Annotated in this window: 24 protein-coding genes and 1 pseudogene; 6 read left to right on the forward strand and 19 right to left on the reverse strand. The window is 72.4% G+C overall.

Going from position 1 to position 26,612, the window contains the following annotated elements:
* Positions 1-81: 81 nt before the first annotated feature.
* The 3 genes from AC3EUV_RS29950 to AC3EUV_RS29960 form a co-directional block, all read right to left on the reverse strand.
* Positions 82-1,392: a GNAT family N-acetyltransferase gene (locus AC3EUV_RS29950; RefSeq protein WP_435604282.1), complete on the reverse strand. Its 1,311-nt coding sequence runs from the start codon at positions 1,390-1,392 to the stop codon at positions 82-84.
* Positions 1,393-1,476: 84 nt separating this feature from the next.
* The gene (locus AC3EUV_RS29955) at positions 1,477-3,051 is read right to left on the reverse strand and encodes an alkaline phosphatase D family protein (protein ID WP_435604283.1); all 1,575 of its coding nucleotides are present in this window, start codon (positions 3,049-3,051) and stop codon (positions 1,477-1,479) included.
* A 266-nt stretch (positions 3,052-3,317) separates the two neighbouring features.
* The gene (locus tag AC3EUV_RS29960; RefSeq protein ID WP_432144571.1) at positions 3,318-4,148 is read right to left on the reverse strand and encodes an alpha/beta fold hydrolase; all 831 of its coding nucleotides are present in this window, start codon (positions 4,146-4,148) and stop codon (positions 3,318-3,320) included.
* Between the two features lie 187 nt (positions 4,149-4,335).
* On the opposite strand from AC3EUV_RS29960, the gene AC3EUV_RS29965 reads away from it, so the two are divergent.
* Both AC3EUV_RS29965 and AC3EUV_RS29970 read left to right on the forward strand, forming a co-directional pair.
* Positions 4,336-5,229: an RNA polymerase sigma-70 factor gene (locus AC3EUV_RS29965; RefSeq protein ID WP_435604292.1), complete on the forward strand. Its 894-nt coding sequence runs from the start codon at positions 4,336-4,338 to the stop codon at positions 5,227-5,229.
* A gap of 330 nt (positions 5,230-5,559) precedes the next feature.
* A complete protein-coding gene (locus tag AC3EUV_RS29970) occupies positions 5,560-6,306 on the forward strand; it encodes a GntR family transcriptional regulator (RefSeq protein ID WP_432144572.1) in 747 nt (248 codons plus the stop codon).
* 106 nt (positions 6,307-6,412) lie between these two features.
* Here AC3EUV_RS29970 and AC3EUV_RS29975 read toward each other — a convergent pair whose 3' ends face one another.
* Entirely contained in the window at positions 6,413-7,585 is a 1,173-nt protein-coding gene (locus AC3EUV_RS29975) for an ROK family protein (RefSeq protein WP_432144573.1), read from the reverse strand.
* Positions 7,586-7,768: 183 nt separating this feature from the next.
* Between AC3EUV_RS29975 and AC3EUV_RS29980 the strand changes: the two genes are divergently transcribed.
* Positions 7,769-8,230 (forward strand): hypothetical protein, encoded by a 462-nt coding sequence (locus tag AC3EUV_RS29980; RefSeq protein ID WP_432144574.1) that lies wholly within the window; start codon positions 7,769-7,771, stop codon positions 8,228-8,230.
* On the opposite strand, the gene AC3EUV_RS29985 is transcribed toward AC3EUV_RS29980, so the two are convergent.
* From AC3EUV_RS29985 to AC3EUV_RS30010, 6 genes are all read right to left on the reverse strand, one after another.
* Positions 8,227-9,243, reverse strand: a complete 1,017-nt coding sequence (locus AC3EUV_RS29985) for a TolB family protein (protein ID WP_435604293.1) — start codon at positions 9,241-9,243, stop codon at positions 8,227-8,229. The two genes, AC3EUV_RS29980 and AC3EUV_RS29985, sit on opposite strands and share 4 nt — an antisense overlap.
* 11 nt (positions 9,244-9,254) lie before the next feature.
* Entirely contained in the window at positions 9,255-10,586 is a 1,332-nt protein-coding gene (locus tag AC3EUV_RS29990; RefSeq protein ID WP_435604284.1) for an MFS transporter, read from the reverse strand.
* 3 nt (positions 10,587-10,589) lie between these two features.
* Complete coding sequence (locus AC3EUV_RS29995) at positions 10,590-11,468, reverse strand: alkaline phosphatase family protein (protein WP_432144630.1); 879 nt, start codon at positions 11,466-11,468, stop codon at positions 10,590-10,592.
* A 162-nt stretch (positions 11,469-11,630) separates the two neighbouring features.
* Complete coding sequence (mug, locus tag AC3EUV_RS30000) at positions 11,631-12,188, reverse strand: G/U mismatch-specific DNA glycosylase (protein ID WP_432144576.1); 558 nt, start codon at positions 12,186-12,188, stop codon at positions 11,631-11,633.
* Positions 12,189-12,199: 11 nt separating this feature from the next.
* Positions 12,200-13,639, reverse strand: coding sequence for an adenylosuccinate lyase (purB, locus tag AC3EUV_RS30005; protein WP_435604285.1), 1,440 nt, complete (start codon positions 13,637-13,639; stop codon positions 12,200-12,202).
* A gap of 105 nt (positions 13,640-13,744) precedes the next feature.
* Positions 13,745-14,545, reverse strand: a complete 801-nt coding sequence (locus AC3EUV_RS30010; protein ID WP_432144578.1) for an SGNH/GDSL hydrolase family protein — start codon at positions 14,543-14,545, stop codon at positions 13,745-13,747.
* A gap of 149 nt (positions 14,546-14,694) precedes the next feature.
* Here AC3EUV_RS30010 and AC3EUV_RS30015 point away from each other — a divergent pair, with 149 nt between their 5' ends.
* Positions 14,695-15,318 carry a TetR/AcrR family transcriptional regulator gene (locus AC3EUV_RS30015; RefSeq protein ID WP_432144579.1) on the forward strand — a complete coding sequence of 208 codons (624 nt, stop codon included), beginning with the start codon at positions 14,695-14,697 and terminating at the stop codon, positions 15,316-15,318.
* A 233-nt stretch (positions 15,319-15,551) separates the two neighbouring features.
* On the opposite strand, the pseudogene AC3EUV_RS30020 reads toward AC3EUV_RS30015, so the two are convergent.
* The 8 genes and pseudogenes from AC3EUV_RS30020 to AC3EUV_RS30055 form a co-directional block, all read right to left on the reverse strand.
* Positions 15,552-16,274, reverse strand: a pseudogene (locus AC3EUV_RS30020) (FAD-dependent monooxygenase); the annotation flags it as partial.
* A gap of 87 nt (positions 16,275-16,361) precedes the next feature.
* A complete protein-coding gene (locus AC3EUV_RS30025; protein WP_432144581.1) occupies positions 16,362-17,381 on the reverse strand; it encodes a hemolysin family protein in 1,020 nt (339 codons plus the stop codon).
* The gene (locus AC3EUV_RS30030) at positions 17,378-18,721 is read right to left on the reverse strand and encodes a hemolysin family protein (protein WP_432144582.1); all 1,344 of its coding nucleotides are present in this window, start codon (positions 18,719-18,721) and stop codon (positions 17,378-17,380) included. Before AC3EUV_RS30030 ends, AC3EUV_RS30025 begins: the two co-directional genes overlap by 4 nt.
* A 215-nt stretch (positions 18,722-18,936) precedes the next feature.
* Entirely contained in the window at positions 18,937-19,362 is a 426-nt protein-coding gene (locus AC3EUV_RS30035) for a GNAT family N-acetyltransferase (RefSeq protein ID WP_432144583.1), read from the reverse strand.
* Between the two features lie 93 nt (positions 19,363-19,455).
* On the reverse strand, positions 19,456-19,911 hold the full coding sequence (locus tag AC3EUV_RS30040; protein ID WP_432144584.1) for a MaoC family dehydratase: 456 nt from the start codon (positions 19,909-19,911) through the stop codon (positions 19,456-19,458).
* Between the two features lie 38 nt (positions 19,912-19,949).
* Positions 19,950-21,452 carry an acyl-CoA synthetase gene (locus AC3EUV_RS30045; RefSeq protein WP_435604286.1) on the reverse strand — a complete coding sequence of 501 codons (1,503 nt, stop codon included), beginning with the start codon at positions 21,450-21,452 and terminating at the stop codon, positions 19,950-19,952.
* A 13-nt stretch (positions 21,453-21,465) separates the two neighbouring features.
* Positions 21,466-22,359, reverse strand: a complete 894-nt coding sequence (locus tag AC3EUV_RS30050) for an amidohydrolase family protein (RefSeq protein WP_432144586.1) — start codon at positions 22,357-22,359, stop codon at positions 21,466-21,468.
* A gap of 4 nt (positions 22,360-22,363) precedes the next feature.
* Positions 22,364-23,293 (reverse strand): SDR family NAD(P)-dependent oxidoreductase, encoded by a 930-nt coding sequence (locus AC3EUV_RS30055; RefSeq protein ID WP_432144587.1) that lies wholly within the window; start codon positions 23,291-23,293, stop codon positions 22,364-22,366.
* A gap of 227 nt (positions 23,294-23,520) precedes the next feature.
* Here AC3EUV_RS30055 and AC3EUV_RS30060 point away from each other — a divergent pair, with 227 nt between their 5' ends.
* A complete protein-coding gene (locus AC3EUV_RS30060; protein WP_432144588.1) occupies positions 23,521-23,943 on the forward strand; it encodes a MarR family winged helix-turn-helix transcriptional regulator in 423 nt (140 codons plus the stop codon).
* A 31-nt stretch (positions 23,944-23,974) separates the two neighbouring features.
* On the opposite strand, the gene AC3EUV_RS30065 is transcribed toward AC3EUV_RS30060, so the two are convergent.
* Positions 23,975-24,796: an amino acid permease gene (locus AC3EUV_RS30065; protein ID WP_435604287.1), complete on the reverse strand. Its 822-nt coding sequence runs from the start codon at positions 24,794-24,796 to the stop codon at positions 23,975-23,977.
* Positions 24,797-25,140: 344 nt separating this feature from the next.
* Between AC3EUV_RS30065 and AC3EUV_RS30070 the strand changes: the two genes are divergently transcribed.
* Positions 25,141-26,424, forward strand: a complete 1,284-nt coding sequence (locus tag AC3EUV_RS30070) for a cytosine permease (protein ID WP_432144590.1) — start codon at positions 25,141-25,143, stop codon at positions 26,422-26,424.
* The last annotated feature ends 188 nt before the right edge of the window (positions 26,425-26,612 follow it).

The following is a 26,612-nucleotide window of genomic DNA, read 5'->3' on the forward strand; positions in this document are numbered from 1 at the left end:
CCGGGTGCCGTGGCCGGCCGGGTGGCAGCACGCCCGGCCGGCTAGGGCCCATGTCCGGTGTCCGGTGGAGCTCCCGGGGACTCAGCGGCGCCCGCTGCCGTCATGGATGCGTACGCTCTCCCGCGGCTCCCGTGCGGCGGGCAGCCCCGCCGGACGGGCGGTGATCACCAGGGTGCCTTCCTCGATCTGGTAGTCGAGCGGCAGCCCGAGTCCGCGCATCGCGGCCACCATGCCGGTGTTCGAGGCCTGGGTGATCGCGTACACGCTCTCGCAGCCGGTCTCGTCCGCCATCGCCACCAGCCGGCGCAGCAGCTCGGCGCCGATACCGCGCTGCTGCCAGGCGTCCTCGACCAGCAGCGCGACCTCGGTCTCGTCGCCGTCCCACAGCAGATGGCCGAGCGCCACCAGCCGGCCGGAGGCGGTCTCCACGGCCAGGGTGCGGCCGAACCGCGGGCTGAGCAGATGGCCGAGATAGCGGTCCGCGTCGCCGACCGGTCCGTGGTAGCGCAGCCCCAGGGTCTTTGACGAGCAGCGGTCGTGCATCTCCCGGGCCGCGGCCAGGTCGGAGGTGTCCGCGCGGCGGACGGTGATCTCGTTGCCCTCCGGGAGCGTCAGCACATCACGCCGCGGCGGCACCCGCTGGCCGAGCCGGGCATCCAGCTCGACCAGTGCCCGGACCCGGGCGAACTCGGTGGGGGTGAACCGCAATTGCGGCCTTTCGATGGTGAGCGAGCCCCCGGAGGGGTCGCGGAACTTCATCCGGTGCTCCTCCAGCACGCCCTCCGTGGGGACCTGTTCGGCGAGCGGGTGCCCGTTCAGGGAGCGCGCGGGCACCGAATGGATGGTGCAGCGTCCCAGCAACTGCCGTAGCGCCAGGGGGAGTTCGGCGGAGTCCAGGGCCGTGCGGGTCGCCAGGCCCAGCATCCGGGTCGGCGCGTCGACGAGGTCGTGTGCGTCGGCCCGCTCCAGCCAGCTGTGCGTGCCGCCCGCGCCGGCGACCGTACGGGTGAGCTCGGCGGCGGTCAGCGCGCCGGGCGCGCGCAGCAGGAACTCGTCGACCGTGCCGTTGGAGAGCGGGTGGGTCTGGAGGCTGAGGATGTCCACCCGGCGGGCACCCAGCGCCGTGCACAGCGCGGCCAGGCTGCCCGGCTCGTCCCGGACCGTGGTCCGCATCCGCCACAGCACCGTCTCCTGGCCGCCGGCCCCCGGGGACCGGCCGGTGGAGGACGGCGCCGCGGCGCCGGTATCGGTCGGCGGCGGGGCGTTTTCGTGGCGTCGTGACCACCAGAAGCGGAAGCCGGCCGTCGCGGCCGCGAGGAGGGCGGCCGGCCGGCGGGCGTCCCGGCGCCGGTGCGGGTGGTGGGCGGAAGGGGCAAAGGATGCTTCAGTCATGCACACCAGCCTGACGGACAGGTGTTGCCTGATCACCAACACCTTGTGTCCGACGGGTAAAAGACGCAATCGACGCATTGGCCCCTACTGCCCTACCCGTCCTGGTTGCAGCACCTTGCTGAACAACACCTGGCCACCCTCCTGACGCAGCCGCACCGTCAGCTCCCCGCTGCCTCCGTCGATATCGACCTCGCCGAAGTACTGCGGACTCTCCGCGGGGGAGGTGTTGGCACGGTCCGGCGCTTTGATGAACGGCTGCTCGGGCCCGAAGGTTCCGTCCATCTTCAGCGCCTGGAACCCGCCCGCGTTGAGCGGCCCCGACACGAACTCCCAGACCGGCTCGAAATCCTTGAACGCGGCCCGCTCCGGCGCGTAGTGCTGCGCCGCGGTGTAGTGGACGTCCGTCGTGAGCCAGACGGTGCCGGTCACCCGGTCGTGCTTGATGTGCCGCAGCAGCTCGGCCAGCTGTAGCTCACGCCCCAGGGGAGCGCCCGGATCGCCCTGGGCCACCGCCTCGAAGTTCGTCTTGCCGTCCGGGACGACCAGCCCCAGCGGCATATCGGAGGCGATCACCTTCCACACCGCGCGGGACCGGGACAGCTCCCGCTTGAGCCAGCGCAGCTGTTCCGCGCCGAGGATGCCCTGCGCGTCGTCGGTCTGCCGGCCCGGCGAATTGGCGTTCCGGTAACGGCGCATGTCCAGCACGAACACATCGAGCAACGGGCCGTGGGACACCACGCGATACACCCGGCCTCCCCCGTCGGGCCGCAGCGTACGGATCGGGAAATACTCGCTGAAGGCGCGCAGCGACCGCGCGGAGAGCACATCCGTGGACTTCTCCGTGTACCGGTCGTCGTCGAGCAGCTGCCCCGGGTACCAGTTGTTGTGCACCTCGTGGTCGTCCCACTGCGTGATCGTCGGCACCTGTGCGTTGAAGCGGCGCAGGTTCTCGTCGAGCAGGTTGTAGCGGAACGCGCCCCGGAACTCCGCGAGCGACTCGGCGACCTTGGACTTCTCCTCGGTCGTCACATTCCGCCAGATCCGGCCGTCCGGCAGCGTCACCCGCTCGGGGATCGGATTGTCGGCGTAGATGTTGTCGCCGCTGCACAGGAAGAAGTCCGGGTTCCGGCGCCGCATGTCCTCGTAGATGCGGTAGCCGCCGCGCTCCGGATTGATGCCCCAGCCCTGCCCGGCCAGATCGCCCGACCAGTGGAAGCGGAGGTCCGTGCGACGCCCCGTGGGCGCGGTGCGGAAGGTGCCGGAGACCGGCTCACCGGTGCGCCGCGGGTCGTCGGGGTCGGCGAGCAGCACCCGGTAGTGGACCTGTTCACCGGACGGCAGGCCGTGCAGCGAGGTCACGCCGGTGAAGTCGGTGTCCGGCCCGAGCACCGGACCGTGCCAGGACCGGGCATGGCGGAACGACTCGGTCGCCGCGGTCTGCACCACCATCCGGGCCGGCCGGTCGGACCGCACCCACACCAGGCCCGAGGAGGTGGTGACATCCCCGACCTGGACACCCCAGTCGGCGCTCGGCCGCCCGCTGCGGGCCTGCGCCGGCGCGGCACAGGAGAGCGCGGGCAGTGCCAGCGCCGCCGAACCCGCCGCGGCGCCCCGCAGCAGCGACCGCCGTCCGAAGCCGCCGCCGGATCCCTGCGCCATCTCCAACCTCCATGCCTCGACCGACCTCACTGCCCACCCGTTTCGTATCGCTGTCCGGTGCCCCGCAGCCGAACGGACGGTGAACACCGGCCCGTTCGGGGATCACGATGCACCGTACGCCCGGCCGGCTCCGGGCCCTTACGACCGGCGGACCCGGGCCATGGTCGCAAGAGCACCGCCCGATCGCCAGGACGCTGCCGCGGTGCATACGGTCCCGATATGCGCCGCCGGAACGGGTGACCCCCGGGGCGGAGGGCACCGCCCGCTCAGCCCACCGTGTCGAGGACGACCCGCGCCACCAGCGCCGGATCGTCGTTCATCGGCACATGCCCGCAGCCCGGCAGCCGGACGAGCCGGGCGCCCGGGATGGTCTGCTTGGCGCGCACGCCCTGGCGGGGGAGGAGCAGCCGGTCGCGGCTGCCCCAGGCGATCGTCACCGGGACGCCGGGCACATCGGAGGTGAACCGCACCTCCCGGCCGGCCGCCAGCGTCGGCGCGAAGCCGGGCGCCTCGCGCAGCGCCCGGGTCTCCGCCACGACTGCCTCGGCCGAGCGGCGGCCGGGGTGGGCGTAGATGGTGCCGGTGAGCGAGGCGCGGCCGAGGGCGCTCCGGGCCAGCGACTCCACCACCGGCCGGGGCAGCGCCTGGGCGCCGGCGTACATCCCGCGCAGCACACCGAAGGCGTACCGCCGCTCGGCCGGGGTCCAGAAGCCCGCGGGCGAGAGCGCGGTGACCGACCGCACGGCGTTCGTGCGGCCCAGCTCCAGCGCGAGCAGCCCGCCCAGCGAGTTGCCCACCACATGCGGGCGCTCGACGCCGAGTTCGGTGAACGCCGCGGTGAGCAGCGGGATGACCGACGACAGGTCGTACGAGGAGCCGCCGGGCAGCGCGGGGGAGGCGCCGAACCCCGGCAGATCGAGCGCGATGACCTCATGGGAGGCGGCGAGGATGTCGCACACCGGGCGCCAGGCCTGGAGGTGGTGGCCGATGCCGTGCAGCAGGACGATGGGCTCGCCCGCGCCCTTGCGGTCGTAGGCGACCGTGAACGGCGGCCGGTCCTCGGGGGTGATACGGGCGAAGGAGACCGGGGCGGCCATGGGCGAACTCCTCTGGGGTGCGGGACTTTCGGTCGTGCGGGGCGTGCGCTGACACGATGCCAGCTGGGACTACTGAGCGGTATGGGGCAGCCGGGGCGAGGGGGGTGTGCCGCACACCACGCGCCCGCGCGCCCGCCCGCTGCCGTTTCCGCTGGACAACGCCGGGGCGGCCGGGTGGGATGGAGAGGTGCTGAAGGATTCCGCGACCGCGGTCACCGACGTCTTCGAGGAACACCGCTCCGTACTCTTCGGGGTGGCCTACCGGATGCTCGGCCGGGTGGCCGACGCCGAGGACGTGGTGCAGGACGCCTGGCTGCGCTGGTCGGGCGCGGACCATGCGGCGGTACGGGAACCGCGCGCCTTTCTCGTACGGATCGTCACCCGGCTGGCCATTGACCGGCTGCGCCAGGTCCAGTCCCGGCGCGAGTCCTATGTGGGGCCCTGGCTGCCGGAGCCGCTGCGGACGGACCTCGGCGGCACCGCCCCGGATACGGCCGAGCGGGCGGTGTTCACCGAATCGGTCACCCTCGCCGTGCTCGTCGTCCTGGAGTCGCTCTCCCCATTGGAGCGCGCGGTGTTCGTGCTGCGCGAGGCCTTCGGCTATCCGTACGCGGAGATCGCCACCACCCTCGACCGCAGTGAGGCCGCGGTCCGGCAACTGGCGGGCCGGGCCCGGCGGCATGTGGAGGAGGGCAAACCGCGCTACGAGGTCGATCCGGACCGGCAGTGGGATCTGACCGAGCGGTTCCTGTCCGCGGCGGCCGGCGACGATCTGGACGGGCTGCTGAGCCTGCTGGCGTCCGACGCCCGGCTGGTCGGGGACAGCGGAGGGAAGGCCAAGGCCCCGCTGCGGATCATCGAGTCCGCGGACAAGGTCGCCCGCTTCCTGTTCGGCGTCACCAGGTCCCGGCCGGCCGGAATGGAGTTCTCCGTCCTCGAACTCAACGGCGGGATCGCCCTGTTGGTGCTCGTCGACGGTGTGCCGGACACCGTCATCCAGCTCGGGATCGCGGCCGGCGAGATCAAGACCGTCTACATCGTCCGCAACCCCGAGAAGCTGGAGTCGCTCGCGGCGCGTTGAGCGGCGGCGGAGACTTCGGCCGAGAGCGGGGCCCGGCCCCGGCCCGTGCGCCCTTGCCCGGGCCAGGAGTTGAGCCTGCCCGGGACGGTGCCCAGCGGCCCCCCGTGAGGGCGTGGGCGGGACGGCCCGTTCGGGCGTTGGAGCGGGCCGAAAGTGATTCCGGATTGGTCTTGACCAAGGGTGGGGGCGGCCATATCGTCGGGATACTGCAACAACCTTTAATAAAGAAGCGCTCATAATCGGGCGCGCAGCGGGCCCACATCTGCCGGCCGCGCGCGGCCCGAGTCCCATGGGGGAGCAGCCCCGGTAGCGGCCAGTGCGGAGGACAGGGTGGGGACCACGCAGCTCGAAACGGTGCCGGAGCCGAAGTACTGGCACCTCAAGACCGTGCTCAGCGAGGCGCTGGACTCGGAGTTCGCGGTCGGCGAGATTCTGCCCAACGAGCGTGATCTGGCGGCCCGGTTCGGCGTCGCGCGGGCCACGCTGCGGCAGGCGCTCGAACAGCTGGAGCTGGAAGGCAGACTCCAGCGCCGCCGCGGTGTGGGGACCACGGTCGCCCCGCCCCGCGTAGGTGTCGCCGTCGCCCCTGCCCGCCACACCTGGCCCGGCGCCGCCGGTGACGACTGGCAGCCGGTCGGCTCCGCGGTGAGCGATACGGTGCCCGCCTCGGTCGCCCGCCTGCTGGAGACGGCCGCCGGCGACCAGGTACACATCGTCCGCCGCAGCCGGGTCACCGAGGACCGGCCGCTCGCCACCGAGTTGCTGTATTTCCCGGTGGCCCTGGTCCCCGGCCGCCCGGAGGTCGATCTGCTGACCGGGCCGGCCCGCGCCCATGCGGTCCTCCAGGAGCTCCAGTCGCTGGAGCTGGAAGGCCAGGACCGTACCGTCGAGCTGGGCTCGGCCCGTGCGGAGGACGCCAAGCAGCTGGACCGGCTGCCCGGCGCGCCCGTCCTGGTCGTCACCACCCGCTATGTCTCGGGCGGCCGTACGACAGCCGTCGCGGTCTCCACCTACCGGGCGGATACCTGCCGCCTCACCTTCGGCGAGAGCGACGCGGTCGCCTTGCTCGCGGGGTGAATCCGCCCAGTGGCTGAAGTACGGGCCCCTTCCGGATCAGGCTCCGGAGGGGGCCCGCTCCGTTGTGGCGGGCCGTAGCCGCGCGCCGCTCCGTAGTGGCCGTCCGTCAGCGCGCGGCGGTTCGGCGGCGGCCGGTCACCGTGCTCTCCACCGCGAAGAGTTCGCCCTCCACGTGGTCGAGTGCGAGCCGCAGCGCCCCGGTGGCCACCGCTGCCTCGCCGAGCTGCGACAGGGCGACCTGTGGCGGGCGCAGGCAGTAGCGCGCCAACTCCCGGCGCAGCGGCTCCAGTACGCCCGCCAGGCCCGCCGCCCAGCCGCCTATCACCACCAGCTCCGGGTCCAGCGCCAGCACCAGGGCCGCGACATCGTGCACCAGCCGTCGGATGAAGCGGTCCACCGCCTCCCGCGCCTGTGCGTCACCGTCCCGTGCCGCCGCGAAGACCGCCGCCACCTGCGCCTCGTCCAGGGGATGCAGCGGTTCTCCGGTCGTCGACAGCAGCTTTTCCGGCGTGGCCTCGCGGCCGAGCAGATGCAGCGCGCCGATCTCCCCGGCGGCCCCGCCGAAGCCGCGGTGCAGCCGTCCGCCGATCAGCGAGCCGGCTCCCGGGCTGAGTCCCGCCAGCACGAAAACGATGTCATCGGAGCCGGTCGCCGCGCCCTGCCAGTGCTCGGCCACCGCGGCGGCGTTCGCGTCGTTCTCGACCAGCACCGGGCAGCGGAACGACCGCCGCAGCCGCTCGCCCAGCGGGAAGCCCGTCCAGCCCGGCAGCGCGGTGCTCAGCCGGACGGTGCCGTCGGCCTCCACGATGCCGGGGCCGGCCACCCCGACGGCCCGCAGCGCACCGCGGGGCACGCCCGTACGGCGCAGCAGATCGGCCACCACGGCACGGACCCGCTCCAGCCGCTCGTCGGCCGGTGCGCGCTCCTCCACGGGGCGCTGCGCGCTGTCCAGCACCCGTCCGCCCAGATCGGACAGCAGGGCGGCGACGCGGTGCGGGCCGATCTCGATGCCCAGCAGATGGCCGGCCTCCGTACGGAACCGGAACCGGCGGGCGGGCCGCCCCTGGCGACGCGTCGCACCCTCCCCGGCGGCCGCCTCGGCCACCAGACCGGTCTCGATGAGCCCCTCGACCACACCCTCGACCGTCGGCCGGGACAGCCCCGTCACCTGGACGAGGTCGGTGAGTGTGGGGGAGTCCGCGGCGCGCAGCGCATCCAGCACCACCGCGGAGTTGATCCGTCGCAGCAGGGACGGGTCCCCGCCGGTGAGCCGCCCCAACGTCCGTCTCCCTCACTTTGCGTGTGGGGCGGATCGTAGCCGGTCAGGGGGTGCGCGGCGAGCCCCGTGGGAGGGAGCCGCCGGACGCCGTGACGCCCGCTCGGCGGTCGCGGTGCGCGCGAGGCCGGCCCGCGCCCGGCGGCGGGAGGGTCAATTGTCAGACCCGCGCGGTTTACTGACGACATGACCATTGACAAGCATCTGACGGTCATCGACCGACTGCGGCTGCGGGAGTTCCCGGCGGTGCCGGACCGGTCCGCCATGGTCGAGAGCGGGCCCGGCTACCACATAGCCGGGCTGCGGGTCAGCGAGGAGTTCTGGGACGCGGACGCCGCCGAGGTGGCGGAGGCCGAGGAGGACTTCACCGCCGAGCTGACGGCGCTGGTGCAGGCGCTGTCGTTACGGTGGGGCGCCCCCGAAACCCTCGATCTCGGGGCCCACTTGGAACGGAGCGCGCGGGGCCTGCCGGTCCGGCCGCCGCTGGACACGCTGTGCGGCTATGTCCCGCGGATGCACGGCTGGCGGGTGCAGGGCCGCTGGATCGGCGTGGGCGTGGGGCAGGGCGCGCGCGAGCTGCCGTTCCAATTGCTGGTGGCCGTGGGGGAGGGGGCGGCGGTTCAGGGCCCGCCCCCTGACGTCCCCTAGCGGGAGAAGGCGGGGGCGAGGGCCGCGGAGAGGAGGCGGTGCGGGGTGCCGGTGCCGTCGGCGGGGACGGTCCAGAGATCCGAGCCGTAGTCGCCCGGCAGCGAGTAGACCAGGGTGTGGCCGTCGCGCCAGACGGCCTGGTCGTCGATGTTGCGGTGTTCACCGGTCGCGGTCTCGCGCAGGGTGCGCAGATCGAGGACGTACAGCCGCCAGGGAGCGTCCGGGTCGGCGCCCGCGACGCGCTTCTTGTAGGCGATCCGGGTGCCGTCGGGGGACAGGGAGGGGCATTCGACGTTGGGGTGCAGGGCCCGCAGGGTTCTGCTGCCGCGGTCGCCGCGGACGAGATAGGTCTTTCCGCCGGTGGCGGCGGTGGCGTAGAAGTGGGTGTCATCGGCGAACGTGACGCCCCAGACGTTGATGTCGGCGGCGCGGACCCGGTGTCCGTCGACGGTCAGCGCATAGGTCTCCAGGTTGGCGTCCAGGCGCCGGCCGCCGGTGTCGACGATGGACGTGCGGGTGGAGAAGGCGGTGCCCGCGTAGGAGTCACCGCTGACGAAGACGGTCCAGGCGACGGTGCGGCCGCTGGGGGAGACCCGGGCGCGGGTGGGGGTGCCGGCCACGTCGTAATGGCGCACCTCGCGCAGCCGGTTGTCCAGGACGACGGCCCGGTAGTTGTCCCGGAGTTCGCCGTGGACGGCCTGGAGGCAGATACCGGTGCCGGCGGCCGCGTGGAACCGCAGACAGTGCACCCCGGACGCGGTGCGCGGCCCGGTGAGCCGCCCTTCCGGCGCGGCGGTGATCTCGTCGCGGTGCGGCCCCCAGGCCATGTTGCGGAAGAGACCCTGGCGCGGACCGTCCAGCCGTACGGTCCCGGGAGTCACTTTCGGGCCCCCGGACTGGGTGCGCTCCTTCCGGTCGGCGCGCCCGGCGGCGTGCAGGGTCGTGCCGACCGCGACCGTGCCGAGGACGACGACGGTGGCGAGCAGGATGAGCAGGCGCGCGGTGCGGCTCAGCGGGATGCGGTTCACGGTGTGTGCTCCGAGGGGGAGTTCGGGCCCGCCGACGGTCCGGCCGGGCGCAGCAGCCGGGCGCTGAGGGCCGCGGCCAGGGCCAGTCCGACGGCCGCGGCGAGGACGGCGGTGTGGTCGCCCCAGGCGGTCCAGGCGGCGCCGAAGGCGAGGGAGCAGACGAAGCGCGCGGCCGTCTGGCCGGTCTGCACCACGGCCAGGCCGCTGCCCCGGGCGTCCTCGGGCACCGCGTCGGCGGTCGCGGCGGCCAGCACTCCGTCGGTGGCCGCGTAGAACGCCCCGTGCAGGAGGAGTACGGCACAGACCAGCGCCGTGCCGCCGCCGAAGGGAGCCAGCAGCAGCCCGTAGGCGCACAGCAGCACCAGATGTCCGGCCAGGAACAGCCGCCGCCGGCCGATCCGGTCGGCGATCGCCCCCATCGGCACCGCCAGCGAGAGAAAGGCCGCGGCGGTGCCCAGCGGGAGCAGCGGGAACCACCCCGCCGGGAGGTCCAGCCGCCGCTGGAGGGTCAGATACAGGAAGGAGTCGCTGACGGTGGTCAGCCCGAGCAGCACGGCGCACCCGGTCAGCCGGCGGATCTCCGGCCGGCCCAGCAGTGCACGCACCGGCGTCCGTGGGGCGGCCGGTGTCCGTGGCCCGGCCGATGACCGTCCGGCGGTGTCTGCGGCGGGCCGGGCGCGGCCCGGGACGAACAACAGCAGCACGACCACGCCCAGTACGGCGACACAGAAGCTGACCGTGAACACCGCGTCATAGCCTTCGGCCGCCGCCCGCAGCAGCACGAACGCCACCAGCGGGCCGCACAGGGCGCCCGCCGTGTCCATCGCCCGGTGCACCCCGAACGCCCTGCCACGGGCGGCCGGTTCGGCGGCCAGGGAGATCATCGCGTCCCGCGGTGCGGTCCGCAGCCCCTTGCCGGTGCGGTCCACCGCCAGCACCGCCCCGATCAGCGGCAACGAGTGCACCAGCAGCAACAGCGGCTTGCAGAGGGCGGAGAGCCCGTACCCCACCGCGGCCACCGTCTTGTGCCCGGAGCCCCCGCCGCGGTCCGACAGCCGGCCGCCCACCAGCCGGACCAGCGCGCTCACCCCGTTGTAGACCCCGTCCAGCACCCCGAACCCCAGTGGGGACAGCCCGAGTTCGGCGACGAGGTACAGCGGCAGCACGGCCGTGACCATCTCCGAGGAGATGTCGGTGATGAGGCTGACGGTGCCCAGGACCAGCACCGTGGAGGGGACGGCGGCGCGCACGCGGCGGCCGCGGCCGGTGCGCCGGCCGCTCGGCGATGCGGAGGTGGCGGGAGCCGGGCGGCCGTCTGCGAGATACACGGGTCAGCCGGCCCAGATACCGCTGATGTCCTTGGCGTCGGCGGCATTGCCCGCGTGGGAGGTGCCGTACATGTCCTCAAGGGTGCGCAGCACGTCGTAGTGGTTGTAGGTCGTGGCCGAGGTGGCGCCGGCCTGCACCGGCTGGCCGTACAGCACGGTCGGGATGCGGTTGCCGCTGAGCCGGTTGTCCTCGTCGAAGGTGACCAGCAGCAGACTGTTGTGGGTCTTGGCCCAGTCGGCGTAGCTCTTGAGGTTGTTCTTCAGCCAGGTGTCACCGGTGGACACCGAGCAGTCGTGCATATCGCTGCACAGGTTCGGCACCACGAACGAGACGGTGGGCAGCTTGGAGAAGTCGCTGGGGAAGGCACTGAAGGTGTGTGCCGAGTCGGTGGAGACGTTGCTGAAACCGAACCACGGGTTGTGCTTCTGCGCGTACTTGCCGCTCTTGCAGGTGGTCGAGCCCTCGGACGGCAGCGATTCGTTGTAGCTCGCCCAGGACTTGCCGGCCGCCGTCAGCTCGGAGGCGAGGTTGGGGGCGTCACTGAACCCCGGGTCGACGCAGCTGTCGTCGGTGACGCCCTGGGTGTCGCCGGAGAAGAGGGCGTAGTAGTTGGGCTGGCTGGGGTGGGTCTCCGCGTAGGACGCGGTCAGACTGGCGCCGCCAGAGGCAAGGGAGTTGAGGTACGGGGCGCTGGAGCTGCCCATCACCTGGTCGTAGGCGTGGTTCTCGAAGACGACCACGACCACATGGTCGGGGGTGGGCACGGCGGCTGCGGCGGCCTCGGCGCCGAAGCCGTTGCCCGCCCAGACGCCGAGACCGGCGGTGGCCAGGGCGAACGCCCCGGCGAGCGCGGTGACTTTGCGGCGGCGGGAGCGGCGGATGCGGTGGGAGGAGGGGGCCTCGGCGGCGGAGGGCGACGCGGACGTGGCAGGCACAGGGATCTCCGTACGGGAGTGGGGGCTGCGCGGGCGGCGTCAGAGTAGAACCGTCAGGTAGGCATGTACATGCCTTCAAGGTGACGGCCGGCCGAACGGCGCACGGCTTTATCCGCCGTCACCCTCCGCGAACGCCGCGGCGCGCAGCCGTCCGTACTCCTCCGCCATGGCCGCCACCGTCCAATGGGCGTTCAGCCCACTGGGGTTGGGCAGGGCCCAGATACGGGTGTCGCCCAGCATGCGCTGCTGCGGCCCGATCGCGGCCTTCTTGTCGTCGAAGGCGACGCGGTACGCCGTGACACCGGCGACGGCGAGCCAACGGGGGCGCAGCCGCGCCACCTTCTCGGCCAGTAGCCGGCCGCCCTCGCGGTACTCCTGCGCGGTCAGTTCGTCGGCCTTGGCCGTCGCCCGCGCTACCACATTGGTGATCCCCAGGCCATGGGCGAGCAGCTCTTCCTGCTCGGCGGGGCGGAATTGACGCGGCGTGAAGCCGGCCGCGTGCAGGACCGGCCAGAACCTGTTGCCGGGCCGGGCGAAGTGGTGGCCGGTGGCCGCCGTCATCAGCCCGGGGTTGATCCCGCAGAAGAGCACCCCGAGGCCGCTCGCGACCACGTCCGGGACGACGCGGTCGCGAGCGGCTGCCAGCTCCTCGGGGGTGAAGCCCACGGTCCCTCGCGTCAGAGGATCGAGCCGGGGGTGTACGCCGCGGCCTCCGGGTGCTGCTTGGCGATCTCCCCGATCCGGGTGACGACGGCGGTCACCTGGTCGGCCGCCGCGCCGGTGAACGAGAGCTTGTCCGCCATCAGGGCGTCCAACTGTGCCTTGTCCAGCGGGATCCGGGCATCGGCGGCGAGCTTGTCCAGCAGCTCGTTGCGCTCCGCGCCCTGCTCCCGCATGGCCAGCGCCGAGGCGACCGCGTTCTCCTTGATCGCCTCATGCGCCTCCTCGCGGCCCACCCCGGCGCGCACGGCACCCATCAGCACCTTCGTCGTGGCGAGGAAGGGCAGATAGCGGTCCAGCTCGCGGCCAATGACGGCGGGGAAGGCACCGAACTCGTCGAGCACGGTCAGGAACGTCTCCAGCAGGCCGTCCAGCGCGAAGAACGAGTCCGGCAGCGCGACCCGGCGCACCACGGAGCAGGACACATCGCCCTCGTTCCACTGGTCACCGGAGAGCTCACCGGCCATCGAGGCATAGCCGCGCAGGATCACCATCAGGCCGTTGACGCGCTCGCAGGAGCGGGTGTTCATCTTGTGCGGCATCGCCGAGGAGCCGACCTGGCCGGGCTTGAAGCCCTCGGTCACCAGCTCGTGGCCGGCCATCAGCCGGATGGTCTTGGCCAGCGAGGAGGGGGCGGCGGCCAGCTGCACCAGCGAGGTCACCACGTCGTAGTCCAGCGACCGCGGGTAGACCTGGCCGACCGAGGTGAAGGCCCGGCTGAAACCGAGGTGCCCGGCGATCCGCTGCTCCAGGTCGGCGAGCTTGGTGGCGTCGCCGCCCAGCAGGTCGAGCATGTCCTGGGCGGTGCCGACCGGGCCCTTGATGCCGCGCAGCGGGTAGCGGGAGAGCAGTTCCTCCAGCCGGGCGAAGGCCACCAGCAGCTCGTCCGCGGCGGTCGCGAAGCGCTTGCCGAGGGTCGTGGTCTGGGCGGCGACGTTGTGCGAGCGGCCCGCCATGACCAGCTCGGCGTGCTGAGCCGCCAGCGAGCCCAGGCGCGCCAGCACGGCGACCGTGCGGTCCCGCATCAGCTCCAGCGACAGCCGCACCTGCAACTGCTCGACGTTCTCGGTCAGGTCGCGGGAGGTCATGCCCTTGTGGACCTGCTCATGGCCGGCGAGGGCGTTGAACTCCTCGATGCGGGCCTTGACGTCGTGCCGGGTGACCTTCTCGCGCTCGGCGATGGAGGCCAGATCGACGTCGTCCAGAACCCGCTCGTAGTCGGCCAGCGCCTGCTCGGGGACCTCCACCCCCAGGTCCTTCTGCGCGCGCAGCACGGCGAGCCAGAGCTTCCGCTCCAGCTTGACCTTGTACTCGGGGGACCACAGCACGGCCAGCTCCGCGGAGGCGTAGCGGCCGGCCAGAACGTTGGGGATGCGAGGCTTCGCAGAGGCAGTCACGTGGTCAGAGTCTACTGGCGGTTTGCGCAGGCCAGCGCCCCGGTCCCGGCTGTATGTTCCTCCAAGCCGGATGTGGGGCCCGGAGCCCGGTGCACCGCCCGGCGCTCAGTCCTCGTACGGCAGCAGCTCGGGGCGCTTGGCCGGACGGCCGTCACCGGAGGACCGGCCGGTGAGCCGCCGGACTGTCCATGGCCCCAGATGTTCGCGCGCGAACCGCAGATCCGCGGCGCGCCGCGCACCCCAGCCCGGCGGGGCGGCGGTCGGCAGCGGCACGTCCCAGTCCGACTCGGCGGCCGGCCGGAGCGCCTGCCAGACCGCCTCCGCCACCCGGCGGTGCCCCTCGGCGTTCAGATGCAGCCGGTCGTCGGCCCACAGCCGCGGGTCGGACAGCGCCTTGGACGCATACAGATCCACCACCACCGCACCGTGCCGCGCGGCCACCTCGTCGATGTGCGTGAACAACTGCTCCATGCGCGGCCGGAAGCGCTCCAACACGGGACCCTGCCGCCCCGGGCTGCGCATCAGCACCAGCTGCCCACCGCCCTCGGCCAGCCGCCCGGCGGCTTCCTCGAACCGGGCACACACCTGCTCCACGTCGCACCGGGGCCGCAGCACGTCATTGAGCCCGCCGACCAGCGTCACCAGATCCGCGCCCATCGCGGCCGCCGGCCCGCACTGCTCGTCGGCGATCTGCCCGATGAGCTTGCCGCGCACCGCGAGATTGGCGTAGCGGAAACCCGGTGCGGCGGCGGGCTCCCCGGCCGGCCCCCGGGTCGCGGCCGCCAGCCGGGCGGCGAGCAGATCGGCCCAGCCGCGGTACGAGCCGTCCGGCAGGGCGTCCGACATTCCCTCGGTGAAGCTGTCGCCGACCGCGACGAAACTGGTGTAACGGGCATTCATCTCCATGGCGGGGTGATCCTACCGCCCGCCGTACCGCGCGGTATGCCCGGTCCCCGGCGTGCGGCGGATCCCCCCGCTGTACGGTCCGGTGCGGCCGGACCCGGTGTACGGTCTGGTGCGTCCGGACGGCGAGGAAAGAGACAGGTGGCCGCGCGATGACTCCCCGCCGGGGCGACGGTCCCGACGAGCCGACGTTCACCGAACGGGCCCGCCGTCAGCAGCTCATCGACGCCACCATCGACCTGATCTCCACCCGGGGCCACCCCGCGACCTCGCTCTCGGCGATCGCCGAGAAGGCCGGACTGTCCAAGGCCGCGGTGCTCTACCACTTCTCGTCCAAGGACAATCTGACCCGGGCGGCGCTGGAACAGGTGATGGAGCAGTTCAGCGCCTATGTCACCGAGCGGCTGGCGCGGGCGGCCGGCCCCCGGGAGGCGATCGTCGCCTATGTACGGGCGATGATCGGCTACCAGCAGGCCAACCGCCGCCAGGTCCGCGTGATCACCGAGATGCTGCTCGACGACGACGGAGGCACCCGGCTCAAGACCCCGGGCTCCCATGACACCCACGGCCGGTGGCAGGCCCTGGCCGACCTGCTGACGGAAGGTCAAAAGGCGGGCTTGCTGCGGGAGTTCGATACGCGGACCGTCGCCCTGGCGATCGGCGGTGCGATCGACGGAGTGATCGCGCACTGGCTGGCCCACCCCGAGCTCGATCTGGACGCTGCGGCCGTGGAGCTGGAGGAGTTCACCCTCAATGCGATCGAGCGCCGGAGCTGACCCGGGCGAAGGCGGGGGCGCGCTCGGGGCGGATGCCGATCCCGCCCAGATAGCCGGGTCACCGTCCGCAGCGGCGGCACCCGGCGCAGCAGCCGCACCGGCACCGGCAGCCGGTCGCCGTCGAGCGTGCCGGCCAGCGCGGAGCTGATCATCGTGTGCTCGGCCCGCTGGGACCGCTGCACCACGGTCATCGGCAGCTGACGGCGCTTCTGCACCCGCGCCAGATCGGCCGTCCCGGCCGTGCCGCGGCGCAGCGGCTCCGCCAGGATCCGGGCCGCGGCGACCGCGTCCTGGAGCGCGAGATTGACCCCCACGCCACCGACCGGCGACATGGTGTGCGCCGCGTCCCCGATGCACAGCAGCCCGTCCCGGTACCAGCGCCGCAGCCGGCCGAAGGTGACCTCCAGCAGCTTGACGTCGTCCCACGAGGCGATCGCACCGGTCACCTCGTCGTCCCAGTCGAACAGCGCCCCGAGCTGGTCCCGCAGCCACTGGATGCCGTGGGCGCGCAGCTCCGCGTCCCGGCCCTTCCCGATCAGGTACGAGGTCTGGAAGTACGTGCCGCGGTCCATGGTGACCGCGACCTGGCCGCCGCCGAAGTGTGCGAAGACCCGGCCGCCCTTGAGGCTGTCGGCATGGGGGTCCCCCCTGCTCGAACGAAGTTGAGAGCTCGGGGGAGCGTCCACCCGTACCTGCCACACGTCCATCGGCACCTCGAACTCCCGCTGCCGGAGCCCGGCCGCCTGCCGCACCACCGAGTCCCGGCCGTCGCAGGCGACCGTCAGCGAGGCGCCGAGTTCGCCGGGGGCGCCGTTCTCGTCGAGGAACCGCACCCCCGTGACCCGGTCGCCGTTCCTCCGCAGTCCGGTGACCCTGGTGTTGATCCGCAGGGTGAAGTTCGGCTCCTCGGCGGCCGCGCCCGCGAGCAGATCGAGGAAGTCCCACTGCGGGACCATGGCGAAGTACAGCGAGGACAGCGCGTCCTGACCGATCGGTCAGCAATCTAACCGATCGGTCAGGAGGGGTGGTTCGCCGCCCCCTCATCAGGCCGTGGGGCGTTGCAGCACCAGCTCCCGGAGCACGTCCTCCATCGTCACCAGCCCGGCCAGCCGCCCTTCGTCGCCGATCACCGCGGCCAGATGCGTACTGGATCCGCGCATCGCCGTCAGCACGTCGTCCAGCGGCGTCGAGGCCGTCACCCGGGCGATCGGGCGCAGCGCCGAGACCGGGAAGGGCAGATTGCGCGGGCTGGCGTCGAGGGCGTCCTTGACGTGCAGATAGCCGAGGATGCGCCGGGTGTCGTCGACCACGGGGAAGCGGGAGAAGCCGGACTCGGCGGCCAACTGCTCCAGCCCCTCCGCGGTGATCCCCATCTCCGCGGAGACCACCTTCTCGGCCGGCAGCACCACATCCCGGACCGGCCGGCGGCCCAGCTCCAGTGCGTCGCGCAGCCGCTCCTGCGCCCGCTCGTCGAGCAGCCCGGCCTGGCGGGAATCCTCGACCATCTTCGCGAGCTGGTCGTCCGAGAACGTCGCGGCCACCTCGTCCCTGGTCTCCACGCGCAGGAGCTTGAGCAGCGCGTTGGCGAGCGCGTTGATCGCGAAGATCGCCGGGCGCAGCGCCCGGGTCAGGGCGACCAGGGGCGGCCCGAGCATCAGGGCGCTGCGCACCGGCTCGGCGAGGGCGACGTTCTTCGGCACCATCTCGCCGAAGAGCATGTGCAGATACGTCGCCAGCGACAGCGCGATCACGAACGAGATCGGGTGGATCAGCGCGGTCGAGATGCCCACCGCGTGGAACACCGGTTCCAGGAGATGAGCGATGGCGGGCTCGGCGACCGCGCCCAGCACCAGCGTGCACAGGGTGATGCCCAACTGGGCCGCCGCCAGCAGGGCCGAGACATGCTGAAGACCCCACAGCACGCTGGTCGCCCGGCGGTCGCCGCGCTCCGCGTACGGCTCGATCTGGCTGCGGCGCACCGAGATCAGGGCGAACTCGGCGCCCACGAAGAAGGCGTTGACGACCAGCGTCAGCAGGCCCACGAACAGCTGGACCGCGGTCATCGGCGGGCCTCCTTCTCCTGCTCATCGGCGTCGCCCGGCAGCGGGGCGTGCAGCAGCACCCGCGCCGCGCGGTGGCCGGTGGCATCCAGGACATCCATCGACCAGCCCGCCACCTCCAGGGCGTCGCCGGCTTGCGGTATCCGGCCCAGCTCGGTGGCGATCAGACCGGCGAGGGTCTCGTACGGGCCCTCCGGGAGCCGCAGGCCGATCCGCTCCAGCTGGTCGGTGCGCGCGGCACCGTCCGCCTGGTAGGCCCTGCGGCCCGCCGCATCGGTCCCGGCGGGCGCCAGGTCGGGGGTCTCCAGCGGGTCGTGTTCGTCGCGGACCTCGCCGACCACTTCCTCGACGATGTCCTCCAGCGTCACGACTCCGGCCGTACCGCCGTATTCGTCGATGACCACGGCCATCGTGCGCTTCCCGGAGAGCCGGTCGAGCAGCCGGTCCACGGTCAGCGTCGTGGGGACCAGCAGCGGCTCACGGACCAGCTCGGAGACCGGGTGGCGGGGGCGGCGCTCGGCCGGGATGGCCAGCACGTCCTTGATGTGCGCCACCCCGACGACGCTGTCCAGGCTGCCGCGGTAGACGGGGAAGCGGGACAGCCCGGTCGCCCGGGTCGCGTTGGCCACGTCCTCGGCGGTGGACTGCACCTCCAGCGCGATCGCCTGGACCCGCGGTGTCATGACGTTCTCCGCGGTCAGATCGGCGAGATTGAGGGTGCGGACGAAGAGCTCGGCAGTGTCGGGCTCCAGTGCGCCCTCCTTGGCGGAGTGCCGGGCCAGCGCCACCAGCTCCTGCGGGCCGCGGGCCGAGACCAGCTCCTCGGTGGGCTCCAGGCCCATCCGGCGGACCGTGCGGTTGGCGGTGTTGTTGAGATGCCGGATCAGCGGCCGGAAGGCGGCGCTGAAACCGCGCTGGGCGGTGGCGACCCTCTTCGAGACGGCCAGCGGGTGGGAGATGGCCCAGTTCTTCGGGACCAGCTCGCCGACGACCATCAGGACGACCGTGGAGATCGCCGTGCCGAGGACCACGGCCAGCGAATCCGTCACCGAGCGCGGCAGGCCCATCGCATCCAGCGGGCCCGCCAGCAGCGTGGCGATGGCCGGTTTGGACAGCATGCCGATGACCAGGCCGGTGACGGTGATGCCGAGCTGGGCGCCGGAGAGCTGGAAGGTGAGACCGCGGACCGCCTTCAGGGCGCTGTCCGCGCCCCGCTCGCCGCGCTCGGCGGCGCGCTCGAGGTCGCTGCGCTCGACGGTCGTCAGCGAGAACTCGGCCGCGACGAAGACACCACAGGCCAGGGTCAGGAGGAGCGCCACGCCCAGAAAGAGCAGGTCGGTCATCGAGTCACCTCCGTCCCATGATCGAACAGGATCGGGAGGTTCGCGCTCTGCCGGGAGGGTGCCCGGCAACTGGGAGGCTCGCCCATGTCTGGACGCTCACACACCTTTCACTGAAGAGGGGGAACACCATAGTAAAGGATCAGCAAAGTCGCTGGTGAACAGAGAGCCCGCCCCGGGGCCGGGGCGGGCTCTGCGCGCTCGTGGGATGGCCGGACTCAGCTGTCGAGGTGTTTCACCCAGCGGCTCCACTGGGGCTCGGGTGTGTAACCCGCCGCGCGCCACGCATGCTGCGCCGGCTCATTGCGGTCCAGCACCATCGCATCCCCGCGCCGGCCGCCCAGCGCCCGGAACCGCTCCTCGGCGGCCGTCAGCAGTGCGGCGCCGATGCCCTGCCTGCGGTGCCCGGGGTGGACGGCCAGCCGGTAGAGATGGCAGCGCCAGCCGTCGAAGCCCGCTATCACGGTGCCGGTGAGGACACCGTCGCGCTCGGCGAGGAGCAGGGCCTCCGGGTCCCGGGTGACGAGCCGGGCCACTCCGTCGGGGTCGTCGCTGATGCTGGTTCCTTCCGCGGCCGTGCGCCAGAACGTCAGCACGGTGTCGAGGTCCGCCAGGGTGGCGCTGCGGATGTGGAGATCGCTCATGGGGTGAGCCAAGCAGAGCGCCGACCTGCCCGGCGACCCCTTTCCGTACCGGCTTCCGTACCGGGAAGAGGCCAGGTCCCGAAGCCGCCGGGCTCAGACGTAGAAGCGCGTGACGCTCTGGAGTACGGCGGCGGGTTTGCTGCCGCCCTCGATTTCTATGGTGCCGTCCACCGTCATCTGCACTCCGCCGCTGATGTCGTCGACGGCGGCGAGGACGGCGGTCAGCCGGAGGCGGCTGCCGACCGGCACGGGTGCGGGGAAACGGACCTTGTTGAGGCCGTAGTTGACCTTGGTGGTGACGCCCTCGACGTCCAGCAGGTCGGTGAACAGCGGGATGAACAGCGCCAGGGTCAGATAGCCGTGCGCGATGGGGCCGCCGAAGGGCCCCCGCCGCGCGCGTTCGACGTCCACATGGATCCACTGGTGGTCGCCGGTGGCGTCGGCGAATCCGTTGACGCGGTCCTGGGTGATGTCGATCCAGTCACTGGTGCCGAGCGCGCTGCCGGACAGTTTCTTGAGCTCGTCGATGCCGTGGACGGAAACAGTCACCTTGAATCTCCTTGGGGAGGGGCGGAAGGGGGCGGTGGTCAGAGCGCGCCGTACTCGGCGCGGACCTGCTGCTTGAGGAGCTTTCCCGAGGCGGTGCGCGGGAGTTCACCGGCCACGACCAGGGTCTTCGGGATCTTGTACTTGGCGAGCCGGCCGGTCAGCGAGGCGAGGATCGCGGCCGGGTCGGGCACGGCCCCTTCGCGGGGGACGACGACCGCGCGGCCGACCTCGCCCCACGCGTCGTCGGGTACACCGATGACCGCGCACTCGGCGATATCGGGGTGGGCGAGGAGAGCGTTCTCGACCTCGGCGGGGTAGATGTTCTCCCCGCCCGAGATGATCATGTCCTTGAGCCGGTCGACGATGGTGACATAGCCGTCCGAGTCGATCCGCGCGGCGTCCCCGGTCCGGAACCAGCCGTCCGTGAACGCTGCCGCACTCTCCTCGGCAAGACCCCAGTACCCGGGCATGACATGGGGCCCGCGGACGAGCACCTCGCCGGTCTCTCCCACGTCCACCGGCGTCAGATCGGGCCGGGCGACGCGCACCTCGCTGAAGAAGTGTGGGACGCCGGCGGAGCCGGCCTTGCCGACGGCGTGCTCCGCGTCGAGGAAGAGCGCCCCGGGGGCCGTCTCCGTCATCCCGTACCCCTGGAGGAACGACAGGCCGCGGCGCTGGTAGGTCTCGATGAGCGAGCCGGGGACCGGTGCGCCGCCGCAGGTGAGGGTGCGCAGCGAGGAGAGGTCCGCCTGCTGCCAGTGGGGCCGGCCGGCCAGCCGGCTGTACATGGCCGGCACCCCGAACATGAACGTCACACCGTGCTCCTCGATCAGGTCGAGGGTCGCATCGGGGTCGAAGGACTCGGTCAGGACACAGGCGCCGCCCTTCAGCAGTACGGGCAGGGTGAGCATGTTCAGCGCGGCGGTGTGGAACAGCGGCGCCGACACCAGCGCCACCTCGTCGGCCGTCAGATCGCTGTCCACCAGGACATTGACCGCGTTCCAGGTGAGGTTGGCGTGGGTGAGCATCGCGCCCTTGGGGCGGCCCGTCGTGCCCGAGGTGTACATGATGAGGCCCACCTCGTCGTGGCCGACGGCTTCGTCGACGGGGTCGGGCGACGCAGCCGCCAGGAGCTCCTCGTACTCCGGGCCCACGGTGACGGTTCTCCGCAGGTTCACGGCGCCCCGCAGCTCGTCGACGACGGCTGCCTGCGCCGGGGAGTGCACCAGCACGCTCGTCCCGGAGTCCGTCAGCTGGTAGGCGATCTCGGGTGCGGCGAGGCGGGTGTTGAGCGGGACGAACACCGCGCCGAGCAGACCGGCCGCGAAGAACGTCTCCAGGAAGGCCGGGTGGTTGGGGCCGAGGTAGGCGACCCGGTCGCCGCGCCGGACCCCCGCCTCGCGCAGTGCGTGGCCCAGACGGGTGGTGCGCTCGTGGAGTGCGGCATAGGAAGTCGGCGCACCCTCATGGAGGAGGGCGGTGCGACCAGGGGTCTTACGGGCCCGGCGGGCGGGCCATGACCCCAGTCCCTCATTGCGCATCACAATCTCCTTGTCAGGAGCGGGATTCGGGGTCCGGACCGGCGAGCCCGAGAAGCCGGGCGGCGTTGTCCCGCAGGATCTTCGGCCTGACCTCGTCCTTGAGCGGCAGCCCGGCGAAGTCGGCAAGCCAGCGGTCGGGCGTGAGGACGGGGAAGTCGGAGCCGAAGAGCACCTTGTCCTGGAGCAGCGTATTGGCGTAGTGGACGAGCTGTTTCGGGAAATACTTGGGCGACCATCCGGACAGGTCGATATGCACGCCCGGTTTGTGGGTCGCGACGGCGAGAGCCTCGTCCTGCCAGGGGAACGACGGATGCGCCAGGATGATCTTCATCTGCGGGAAGTCGGCGGCGACGTCGTCGACATACAGCGGATTGGAGTACTTCAGCCGGATGCCGCCCCCGCCGGGTACACCGGCGCCGATACCGGTCTGTCCGGTGTGGAAGAGCGCGATGGACCCGGTCTCCTCGATCACCTCGTACAGCGCGTAGGCGAGGTCGCGGTCGTTGGGGAAGAAGCCCTGGATGCTGGGGTGGAACTTGAAACCCCGGACGCCGTAGTCCGCCACCAGCCTCCGGGCCTGCTGGACGGCGGCCCTGCCCCGGAAGGGGTCGAGCGAGGCGAAGGGGATGAGGACGTCGGGGTGGGCGGCCGCGGCCTCCGCGACCTCCTCGTTGGGCACCGGAGGCGTGCCGGTGGCGGATTCGGCGTCGACGGTGAAGACGACGGCGGCCATCCGCCGTTCCCGGTAGTACGCGGCCATCTCCTCCAGGGTGGGCTTGCGTTTGCCCTCGACCTTGAAATAGGCGCTGGAGGCGGCGTACAGGTCGTCGTCCAGGGCATGGGCGCCCTTGGCGGACACCTCGGCATGGGTGTGGACGTCGATCGCGACGAGCTCGTCGGTGTTCATCGGGTCACCGGGCCTTGGGAGCGGGGATGCCGACCGTCTGCGGAGCGCTGCCCACCGAGTGCTGCCAGGTGGCCGCGATGCCCTCCGGTGTCCAGCCGCCGTCGGCGTAGGCGACCGAGACCTCCTGCGGATGCGACCACAGCGCGAGCTTGTCGCCCCCGATGCCGATGCACTGCCCGGTGACGTCCCGCGCCGCGTCGGAGGCGAGGAACGGCAGGAGCGCGGCACAGTCCTCGGGGGTGCCGAACCCCTCGCCCTTGCGCAGGAATTCCGGCAGCGGCTCACCGCGGTGCAGGGCCTCGATGTACGGGGCGAAGGCCGGAATCGTCTCGGTCATGGCGGTCGCCGCCACCGGGACGACGGCATTGACGGTGATGCCCGCCCGGCCCAGCTCCATGGACCAGGTGCGCACCATGGCGCCGATACCGGCCTTGGCCGCGGCGTAGTTGGTCTGGCCGAAGTTGCCGCGCTGGCCGGCCGGCGAGCCGATCAGGATCAGGCGGCCGCCCTCGCCCTGTTCGCGCATCCGGACCGCGGCGGCGCGGGCACAGGTGAAGGTGCCCCGCAGATGCGTGGTGACGACGCTGTCGAAGTCGTCGTCCGTCATCTTCCACAGCACGCGGTCCCGCAGGATCCCGGCGTTGGTGACCATGATGTCGAGCCGCCCGAACTCCTGGACGGCGCGGGCCACCAGGCGGTCCGCGGCCTCGGTGGTGCCGACGGCCGCCACCTCGGCCACCGCCCGGCCACCCGCATCGGTGAGGGACCGGACGGCCTGCCCGGCGATCCCGGCGTCCACGTCATTGACGACGACGGCGGCACCGGCCCTGGCCAACGCGGCGGCGTAGGCGAGGCCGAGACCCCGGCCGGAGCCGGTGACCACGGCCACCTTGCCGCTGAGGTCGGTGGAGGAAGGGGGAGTGGGGTCTGACACGGCGATGTGCTCCTTCTCTGGGAGGGAGGTGCGGGAGCCCTGGGCTGCGGCTCGGCGCGGTCCGGCTCTCCCGAAGGAAGCTAAGACCGATCATTGTTGTCGTCAATAGTTGCCGTTGACCTCGGTATGCTCCATGCTGAGACCGCCCCACCCCGCCCACGCTCCCGTTCCCACGGGACCTCACACCGGAGCCAGAGATCGCCGAGACCGACGCCGACGTCCCCTGGATGCGCGCCCTCCACGCCGACACCGGCTACCTCCTGTACCGCCTCGGCCTGCGGTCGGGGAGCATGTTCAACACGGTGCTCCAGGAGTACGGCCTGCGGCTGCGCCACTACGCCCTGCTCCGGTATCTGACGACCGTGGAAGGCGCCCTGCAACGGGAGTTGAGCGAACGGCTGGGCTATGACCCGAGCGCGATCGTGAGCCTGGTCGACGATCTCCAGAACCTCGGTTACGTCGAACGCCGGCCCGCTCCGGGCGACCGCCGCAGCCGCATCGTCGTCCTGACCGACCAGGGCCGCGGCGCCCTGCGAGATACCGACGAGTCCAGCCGCCAGGTCACCGACGAGCTGCTCGTCCCGCTCGACGCCGGTGAACGGGAGCTGCTGCACGCACTGCTGCTCCGGGTCGCCGAGCCGGAGCAGTAGTCCCGCCGGCCCGGACCGCGCGGCACCGGCGCTACCGTGCCGGGCCGGCCTCGCGCTCGTAGTCCCGGCGCCGGGTGCGCATGCGCTGCGTCAGATACCCGGCGACGGCGATCGCCAGCAGCAGGACGACGGTGCCGAGGGTGAACGCCTCGAAGGTGAGCCGGGAAACGCCCCAGACCGCCCGGAAGCCGTACGGCAGGCCGAAGAGCTGCTCCAGTGTGCCGGGAAACAGCGCCACCCATGAGCCGAGCACGATCCAGGCGTAGACAAGCAGCGTCGCCACGGTGAAACCGCGGGTGCCGAACGGGACCTGGTAGGGCCGGGGCACCTCGCGGTGGCGCAGCCGCAGCGCCAGCAGCGAGGGGATCACCGCGAGATAGGACAGCAGCAGGGTGGCGATCGCGACGGACAGCACCACGCCGAAGACCGCCGAGGCGTCCCCCTTCGCCAGGTTCATCGCGGCGGCCATGAACACGGTGGCGGTGACCCCGGAGAGCAGATTCATCCGGACCGGCGTACCCAGCCGCGGGTGGAAGGCGCCCAGGCCCCGGCTGAAGAACCTGCCGTCGGCGGCCGCCATCGCCTGCATCCGGTCGGCGACGATCATCCACGCGCTGCCCTGCGTCAGCAGCGCCACCACGAACAGCACCGCGACGAAGGTCAGCACCGGCTCGCGCCCGTCGCCGTAGATCCCGAAGACCAGCCGGGCGGCATCCATGAAGCCGCCGACACCGGTGACCCGGCCGGGCGGCGCGGCCGAGAGAATGGCCAGCACCGGCAGCAGATAGCAGCAGGTGGCGATGGCCCCCGACACCCCGATCGCCACCGGCACATCGCGCTGCGGAGCGAGCACGGGTGCGGTCGCGGTCGGTCCGGTCCGTCGCTGCCCTCCGTCGGGCCGGGCCCGCGACGGTCACATCGTGCGGCATCGGCTCCGGCCGCATCGGCAGCGGCACGCCCCGCGACGGACGCACCGGCCAGGCGGGCCGCACCCCGCCCCGCGCCATGGAGATCCCGGGGAGGACGGATCTTGGTCATTGACCTGGTGGCCCCGGTACCCGAGACTCCGTTCAGCCCCCCTCGTCGGCCGCCCGCCCCACCGGTCATCCGGCAGCTCCACGCTGCCCGTCCGCCGGTTGGCCGTCCCGTCACCCACCAGCCCGCGACCCCGCGCGGGCCAGCCACGAGGAGGCCGCCGTGACCGATCGGCACGGAGCCGCGCAGCCCGGCGCGGTCGAAACACACACCGCCGACGAGGTGCCGGACCGCGCACGGCACGGGGGTGTCCGTGCGCTGTTCGCCCTCGGGTTCGGCACCCATATCGCCCCGTTGGCCCTGGTCACGGGGGCGATGGCGGTGCAGGTCTGCCACCAGCCGCTGTGGTCGGGCGTCCTGGCGGTGCTCGTCGGGCAGTTGCTCGGCGGCATGTGCACGGCGTCGCGGTGGGCGTCGGGCCCGCGGCCCGGTGGGCCGCGTGGGCTCCGGAGCAGGGCCGGGTTCGGCTCGCCGGGCGCAAGGCCGGGCGTGGCCGTCGCGGCCGCCGTGTACATCGCGTTCTTCGCCGTGCACCTCGTGCTCGCCGGGTGGTCGCTGCACGCCCTCGCGCCCAACCTGCCGGTCGGCGCGGGCATTCTGCCGGTCGGCACGGACGTCCCGCCGGTCGCCACCGGCATCCTGCTCGCCGCCGTCGGCTCCGCGCTGCTCTGCCTGACCGGCCGACGCCTGCGCCGCCTCCTCCACAAGGCCGCGGCGGTCGTCCTCGGCCTCGGCAGTCTGGCCGGCCTCGCGGTCGTCGTGGCCCGCGGCCTGCCCTCGGATTTCCTCACCCGGGGCGGCTTCACCTTCGCCGGCTGGTGCGCGCTCGTCTCTCTCAGCGCTCTGTGGCAGCCGGCCCTCGCCCCGTACGCCGCGGGCCCCGCGCGCTCGCTGTCCCGGCCCGCCCGCACCGCCGCCTTCCGGGCGACCTACGGGGGCTCCTGCCTGGGCTCCCTGCTGCCGTTCCTCGCCGGTGCGGTCGTCGCCCCCGCCTGCCCGGGCCCGGATTCGGTCGCCGGATGCGACGCCGCGGCCGGGGCGTTCGCGCCGGTGCTGCCGGCACTCTTCCTTGTGATCGTCCTCCACCACAGCGCGCTCAACCTCTACCGCGCGGTGCGTACGACCCTCACCCTGGGGCAGCCACTCCGGGCCCGTTGGGCCGCCGGCGCGGTCGGCGCTCTCGTTCTGGCCTGCGGGCCGGTTCTCGCCCTCGGCCTCGCCGGTGACTTCGTGCCGCGCTTCGCCGATCTGACCCTGGTGCTGCTCGCCGTGCTGGTGCCCTGGGCCGTGATCCATGTCGTCGAGGCCGCTCTCCTGCCGGCGCGGTCCCGGCGGCGGTGCGACGGGGGAGCGGTGTTCAGCGTGCGCGAGCAGGCCGCCCGCATCCTCGATCCGCTCCGGCCGCTGTACCCCGAGGACGTACGAGGCTTCGCGGACACCCGGTAGGAGACCGTCAGAACGCCCGCTAGGACACCCGTCAGGACACACCCGCGAAAGGGGCCGCCCGCATCCCAGTGTGGGGCGGAAGGGCCCTTCCCTCTCAGGCCCAGAAATTCTGTGCCTGGCCCGAAATTCCCTTTCCCTGCACGGGAGTCGAAAGGCGCTGCGGCATCGTACGGAACTGGCGGGCAATT

Source organism: Streptomyces sp. bgisy130 (genome assembly GCF_057708345.1).